The organism is Streptomyces sp. NPDC048411 (assembly GCF_040704695.1).
Lineage (GTDB): Bacteria > Actinomycetota > Actinomycetes > Streptomycetales > Streptomycetaceae > Streptomyces.
The window spans coordinates 1-6,063 of sequence record NZ_JBEZKL010000237.1; the positions used below are offsets into that span (position 1 = coordinate 1).

A 6,063-nucleotide genomic window follows, 5' to 3' on the forward strand; every position below is an offset into this window, starting at 1 on the left:
AGGGCAACCGACTGAAAGCCATACCCGGTGTCTCTGGGCCTCAAGACCTTACGACTGGCCTTGATCAACCCGCACACCAACGTAGGACCGACTGACTGTCGATGATCCCCGCACTCGGCTCGGCGTTCCGGCCTGCGCGGTCCCGCGCCGAGAGGCGCAGGCGTCCGTGCAGTTCACGCACGTAGTCGCAGGCCCGCCAGCGGCGGAAGAAGTCGTAGACCGCCCGCCAGTGCGGGAAGTCGACCGGCATGGCCATCCACTTCACGCCGTTGTCGACCAGGTAGCGCACCGCGTCGAGCATCTCGCGGTGGCAGTACGCCTCCGGACGCCCGCCACGCTTGAGGAGCCAGGCCGGCACCGGCATCGCGGAGCGGACCTCGGCCCACTCAGCATCCGTCATGTCACTCGGATAACACCGCGCCCGCTGTCCCGGAGCGATCGAACCGAACCTGTGCACGTAGCAGTCACACTCCGGGGTGACCGTGGTGGACGCAGGTACAGCAGAGATGGTCAACTCGTCGGACAACGGGTCTCCTTGCTCGTGACCGGCCTCAACAACCACGTCACTACCAAGGGGCCCGTTTCTTCATGCCCACGACCACACCGGCATCTCTGTCCGAATGATCACCCGCGTCGCGGCATGCGCGGCGCGGGCGAACGCAAACAGATCACCCCCGATCTCGGCCTCGTCCTCCGCCGACATATACAGCCATGCCACCCGCAACGGCCCGATCCGGCGTGGTGGAGGCCGCAGCAGAACACGCTGAGCCGTCTCCGCCACAGAGCTTGCCCGGCTCAGCGCCCGGTCGCGCCGCTCCCGCACAAACCGTATGCAAAACACCAGGGCGGAGAGCACGGTCAGCGCGGTGATCTGCGCCAAGTGGTTGGTCGTGGCCAGTTCGCCGAGGAAGACAGCGATGAACACCTGGGCCGCCACTGCCAGGACCCCGGCGAGAGCAGTGAGCCGTGGCCCGGCGAGGGAGGCGGTCAGAGCGGGCGCGATGACCGATGACCTGAACTTGACAGGGAATGGCCGGCACGAGGGCCTATCACTCGGCGGGCGGCTCAAGCCAAGGCCGGTCCGAGTGCCTGGTGACGCCCGAACAAACTGCCGAGCTCTTCCGGGCGCCGGTCTCACCCCGGTGATCCTCGACAGCCTGATGCACGGTCGGCACGAGTGCACCGCGCGCTCTTCCCGGACGGGGTGCGCCCCGTTCTGCGTCCGTGCCCGACAAGGGAGTTACTCCCTTGTCGGGCTGGTGCGGACGATGCTGGTGAGGAAGCATGGGCGTGCGCGGTACGAGTGCCGTCCGCGCAACCGATGTGTGACACGAAGAGGGCCGATGACTGACGAGCAAGGCATCCGGACGCCGGTGGACGGAATCGAAACGGGCACGCCGCATTCGGCGCGGGTGTGGAATTACTGGCTGGGTGGCAAGGACAACTACGAGGTGGACCGTCGGCTCGGGGCTACGATGGAGGAGCTGTACCCGCAGATCATCGAGATAGCGCGCGCCTCGCGGGCATTCCAGGCGCGAGCGGTGCGCTTTCTGGCCGGTGAGGCCGGGGTGCGCCAGTTCCTGGATCTCGGCACAGGTCTGCCGACCGCGAACGCGACGCACGAGGTCGCCCAGGACGTCGAGCCGACAGCACGCATCGTGTATGTGGACAACGACCCGATCGTCCTGGCTCACGCGCGTGCCCTGCTGACCAGCCGGCCTGAAGGGGCGACGGACTATGTGCACGCGGACCTGACGGACGCGAAGACTGTGTTGCGCGAGGCCGCCCGGACGCTGGACCTCGACCGGCCGGTGGCCGTAATGGTGCTCTCGACGCTGGGACACGTTGCCGACTCGGGCGAGGCCGCGGCGCTGCTCCGCAGCTACTTGGACGCGCTGCCCGCGGGCAGCTACTTGATGCTGTGCGACACCATCGAGACTCCGGAGACGCAGGCCGGGTCCGACGAGTACGCCAGTGGCGGCGCCATGCCGTACATCTCGCGTCCCAGGGAGGTCATGGGGACCTTTGCGGACGGACTCGAGCTGGTGGAGCCGGGCTTCGGCTCGATCAGCCTGTGGCGCCCCGAAGAGCCTGTCGTCGGCGAACCGGTCGACCAGTGGGGATTCGTGGCCGCCAAGCGGTAGCTGCCTCCGTTCCGCTGAGGCCGTGGGCGCAGCCAGCAAGGCCCCTGCCCCGTTGCCGCGGCGGCCTCCCGGACGTCAGCCTCCCCGTGCTGACGTTGCCCGGCAAGAAGGCCGACGCGGTACCGGCCGCCGCCCCGGTCCCGCCTGGGCGGTAGGTGCGCCACACGCCGTACATCGGACCGGTGAACGGGCCCTTGGAGTACGAGTGCTGCTCCCCGGGCCACGGGCGTAAACCGGGGCTCGGTGCGCGAAACTTGCCGCCCGTCCGCGAGGGCACGGGCAGGGTCCTGGCGGTGACGGGGCGGCGGTCGCCTTCGAACGGCCGTTGTTGGAGTGCCGTTCGGAGCGGGCCCAGTACCGTCGCGCCCTGAAAGAGGCCCCGCACATGAGGTACACGCTGCACCGAGGCGACGCCCTCACCGTGCTGAAGACCCTCCCGGACGAGAGCGTGAACGCCGTCCTCACCGATCCCCCGTACAACTCCGGCGGACGTACCGGAAGCCCGGCGAGAGGTCTCCGGGCGGCCGACCGGCGGCCAACCGTGCGAAGGGCGTGCATGCATGGGCGGTGGCCAAGAGCGTTGCCGGGCGTATGCCGATGACCGCTCGGCCGCTGTCATTCAGGCGCTGAGTGCGTCGCCGCCGGCGACGTCGCCCAGGCGGATCGGAACCTCGGTCCAGATCGTCTTTCCCTCGCGCGTATAGCGGGTTCCCCACTGGTCGGTGAGCTGGGCGACCAGGAACAGCCCGCGGCCGCCCTCCTCGTCCAGGCGTGCACGTTGAAGGTGCGGGGAGGTGTGGCTGCCGTCCGATACCTCGCAGATCAGCGCGCGGTCCTGGTCGCGCAGGAGTCGCAGATGCACCGGCGGACTACCGTACCGGATCGCGTTGGTGACAAGCTCGCTGACGATCAGTTCGACGACGAAGCTCACGGCCCTGAGGTCCCAGCGGGCCAGCTGGACCATTGCGGACGCGCGCGCTCTGGCCACTTGGGCCGGGTCCGGGTCGATCCGCCAGCTTGCCATGTTGTCGTCGGCCAGGGAATGGACCCGGACCAGAAGGAGCGCGACGTCGTCCTGCGCGTCAGCCGGGATCTTGGACTCGACGATCCGGTCTCGCACATCGGCCGGGGAGAGCTCCGGGTACCGGGACAGGATCCGGCACAGGCCGGCCACTCCGGCGTCGAAATCGTGTTGTGTGTCCGCCACCAGTCCGTCGGTGAACAGGGCCAGCATGCTGTTCTCGGCGATGTCGAACTCTGCGCATTCGAACGGCAGGCCGCCGATGCCCAGCGGGGGGCCGACCGGGATGTCGAGTGGTATGGCGGGCTCGTCGGGTGCGGCGAGGACGGGGGGCAGATGGCCGGCGCTGGCCACACTGCATCGTCTTGAGACGGGGTCGTACACGGCGTACAGGCACCTGGCGCACACTGCCTGGTCCGCACTGCTCTCTCCGGCTGGGTGGATTTCCGTGCCTGCCTGCCCGACCAGGTCGTCGAGGCGGGTGAGGAGCTCGTCGGGTGCGAGGTCGAGAGCGGCCAGGGCTCGTACGGTGGTCCGCAGCCGCCCCATCGTCACCGCGGCGTGCAGTCCGTGACCCACCACGTCTCCCACGGTGAGCCCGACGCGGGCGCCGGACAGAGGGATCACGTCGTACCAGTCGCCGCCGACGCCTGTGGGACCTGCGGTGGGGGCGTAGTAGTGGGCGGTTTCCACGGCGGTCGGCTCTGGCGGCTCCTGCGGGAGCAGACTGTGTTGCAGCAGCAGGGCGGTTGCGTGCTCGTGGGCGTAGCGCCGTGCATTGTCGAGGCACACAGCGGTGTGGGCGACCAGTTCCTCGGCCAGGGCGCGGTCGGCGTCGTTGAAGGGGGCCCTGGAGGGACTGCGCAGCAGGGTGACCAGGCCGAGCGTTGCACCTCCGGCCTTGAGGGGCAGGACGAGTTGCTGGTCGCCGGCGGGGAGGTTCACGAGCGGGGGTGTTGCTGCTGCCTGGCCTGGGGTGTTCCCTTGGGTGACCCGGCGCAGTTGCTGTGAGGCGTGCCAGGGGGCGGGCTCCTCGCCAGTGAGCACGGGCTCCGCCAGGTCGACCCATGCTGCGTCCGCGAAGTCGGGGACGACGACGGCGACGAGTTCTTCGGATGTCCGGGTCACGTCCAGCGTTCCTCCGATGCTGCTGGAGCGACTCAGCAGAGTCAGGCGCCGCTGGGTCTCGTAGCGCTCGGTGATGGTAAACGCCGATTCGCAGACGCCCAGGCAGTGGCCTTCGGCGTCCTGCAGGCGGAAGTAAGAGCAGGACCAGACTCTTTGATGGGTGGGGCCGGCCGGTGTGGGGCTTCGGTAGTGCAGGTCGACGACGGGCTCGCCGGTGCGGAAGACCTGCTCGATCACCGATTCGAGCCGGCGGCCCCGCAGCTCCGGGGAGATGATCTCGCCTTCCGGCAAGATGTCCTGGATGTACCGGCCAGCCCATTCGTGGAGAGCGAGCCCGGTCTGGCCCTCCAAGGCGTTGTTGACCCAGTTCACGCGGCTGTCCGGGCCGTACACGGTCAGTGCGATCGGTGCCTGGGTGAACAGCCCGGCCAGTATGGCCTGGTCGGTGGCCCATCGCTCCATCTGGTCGGCGGCGATGGAGACGATGGCCCAGGCGGCGTTGGCCCCCTTGGGTCCCAGCTGCAATACGTACAGCACCGTGCGTACGAGGCTGCCGCCGCGTCCCCGCATCGTCCGTGTCTCGCCCCAGGACTCGGCTGGGGAGTCCGGGTCGAAGAGCGGGCGTCCGTCAATGGGGACGAAGAACTTGCGGGCCGGCTTTCCAAGGGCGTCGTCGGCGGTGTGCCCGTAGAGCTTCTCGGCCGCGGTGTTCCAGCCGATGACGATGCCCCGCTGATCCAGCACGGCGGTGGCCATGGTCGCCAGGCTGAATGGAGTGCCAAGGAGCGGCTCTCGTGCACGGGGCGTCGTCATGGGGGGCCTCGCAGCGAGCAGAGATTGCTACTCCACAGGCTACTCGGCATGGGTGTGGGCGCGATCAAGGAAGCGTGACCGGGCCGTCGGGGTCGTCGTCCAGGCCGACGAAGGCGAGGTCCGTGTGGGCGCCGAGGCCGGATTCGCGGAGGTGGGCAGTGATCTTGTTGCGGCGGGCTGTGGCGATCTCGATGGAGCGCCCGGGTCTGGCGGCCGAGATCCGGATCAGGTTCCCGTGCCCGTCGGCGAACGTGAGGCTTGTGTTCGCCAGAACAGGTCGGCCGGTTCTCATCCCCAGCGCGTCTGCGGACCCGGGCGCCGTCGAGGAGCACCACGGCGCACCACACCCCCGGTGGGTGCCCCTATGGGTTTGGTCAAGGTGATGGGGCAGGCTGGGGTTCGTAGAAGGTGCCGTCGCGGAGCATCGCGAAGAGGACGTCTGCTCGTCGGCGGGCGAGGCAGAGGAGTGCTTGGGTGTGGTGCTTGCCCTGGCGTTGTCACGTTGACGGCGGGGTGGCCGGTCGATAGTGCTTCGGAGCGTGCTGGGGTGTGGTTCCGGTCCTCGTTCAGGCCGCGGCCGGCCGGCAGATGCTCTCGGTGACGTGGTCCCAGACGGTGAAGCGGATGGTCATCTCGAAGCGGTGTTCGGCGGCGGTGCGGAGATGTCGCCGGGGACGGAAGTGGGGTGAAATGCTGCCGAACGCAGACAGGAACCGTTGGGCGGCGCCGGCGCTGAGGAAGCCCTTCATGGCACGTTCGCGCTGCCTCGTTGTCCGGTGGGAGTTCTCGGCCCGGTTGTTCAGCCCTTTGTGAGCACGGTGTTCCACCGAGGGCATCAGCTCCCGGTGGGCGACGCCGTAGAAGCGGAGCTTGTCGGTGACCAGCACCCTCGGTACCCGGCACTGCTTCTTCATCAGCTTGGCCATGAACCGCTTCGCGGCCTTGGTGTCCCGCTTG

6 protein-coding genes and 1 pseudogene are annotated in these 6,063 nt (G+C 68.6%); 2 read left to right on the forward strand and 5 right to left on the reverse strand.

The genetic code is table 11. The features are described 5' to 3' along the window. Window positions 1–64: 64 nt before the first annotated feature. Entirely contained in the window at window positions 65–400 is a 336-nt protein-coding gene (locus AB0915_RS37860; RefSeq protein ID WP_366695762.1) for a transposase, read from the reverse strand. 186 nt (window positions 401–586) lie between these two features. Further along, entirely contained in the window at window positions 587–925 is a 339-nt protein-coding gene (locus AB0915_RS37865) for a hypothetical protein (RefSeq protein WP_366695764.1), read from the reverse strand. 418 nt (window positions 926–1,343) lie between these two features. Between AB0915_RS37865 and AB0915_RS37870 the strand changes: the two genes are divergently transcribed. Both AB0915_RS37870 and AB0915_RS37875 read left to right on the forward strand, forming a co-directional pair. Continuing rightward, a complete protein-coding gene (locus AB0915_RS37870) occupies window positions 1,344–2,144 on the forward strand; it encodes an SAM-dependent methyltransferase (RefSeq protein ID WP_266993504.1) in 801 nt (266 codons plus the stop codon). Between the two features lie 385 nt (window positions 2,145–2,529). Continuing rightward, window positions 2,530–2,646, forward strand: a pseudogene (locus AB0915_RS37875) (site-specific DNA-methyltransferase); the annotation flags it as partial. Between the two features lie 117 nt (window positions 2,647–2,763). On the opposite strand, the gene AB0915_RS37880 reads toward AB0915_RS37875, so the two are convergent. From AB0915_RS37880 to AB0915_RS37890, 3 genes are all read right to left on the reverse strand, one after another. Then, window positions 2,764–5,106 (reverse strand): SpoIIE family protein phosphatase, encoded by a 2,343-nt coding sequence (locus tag AB0915_RS37880; protein ID WP_366695766.1) that lies wholly within the window; start codon window positions 5,104–5,106, stop codon window positions 2,764–2,766. A gap of 64 nt (window positions 5,107–5,170) precedes the next feature. Then, a complete protein-coding gene (locus AB0915_RS37885) occupies window positions 5,171–5,398 on the reverse strand; it encodes a hypothetical protein (RefSeq protein ID WP_366695768.1) in 228 nt (75 codons plus the stop codon). A 274-nt stretch (window positions 5,399–5,672) separates the two neighbouring features. Then, the coding region (locus AB0915_RS37890) for a DDE-type integrase/transposase/recombinase (RefSeq protein ID WP_366695770.1) at window positions 5,673–6,063 on the reverse strand (391 nt) is incomplete at its 5' end.

Bases quoted from the DNA above. Each gene is read 5' to 3' on its own strand.
- AB0915_RS37870 (WP_266993504.1), top strand. From the start codon at position 1,344: ATGACTGACGAGCAAGGCATCCGGACGCCGGTGGACGGAATCGAAACG.
- AB0915_RS37880 (WP_366695766.1), bottom strand. From the start codon at position 5,106: ATGACGACGCCCCGTGCACGAGAGCCGCTCCTTGGCACTCCATTCAGC.
- AB0915_RS37885 (WP_366695768.1), bottom strand. From the start codon at position 5,398: ATGAGAACCGGCCGACCTGTTCTGGCGAACACAAGCCTCACGTTCGCC.
- AB0915_RS37860 (WP_366695762.1), bottom strand. From the start codon at position 400: ATGACGGATGCTGAGTGGGCCGAGGTCCGCTCCGCGATGCCGGTGCCG.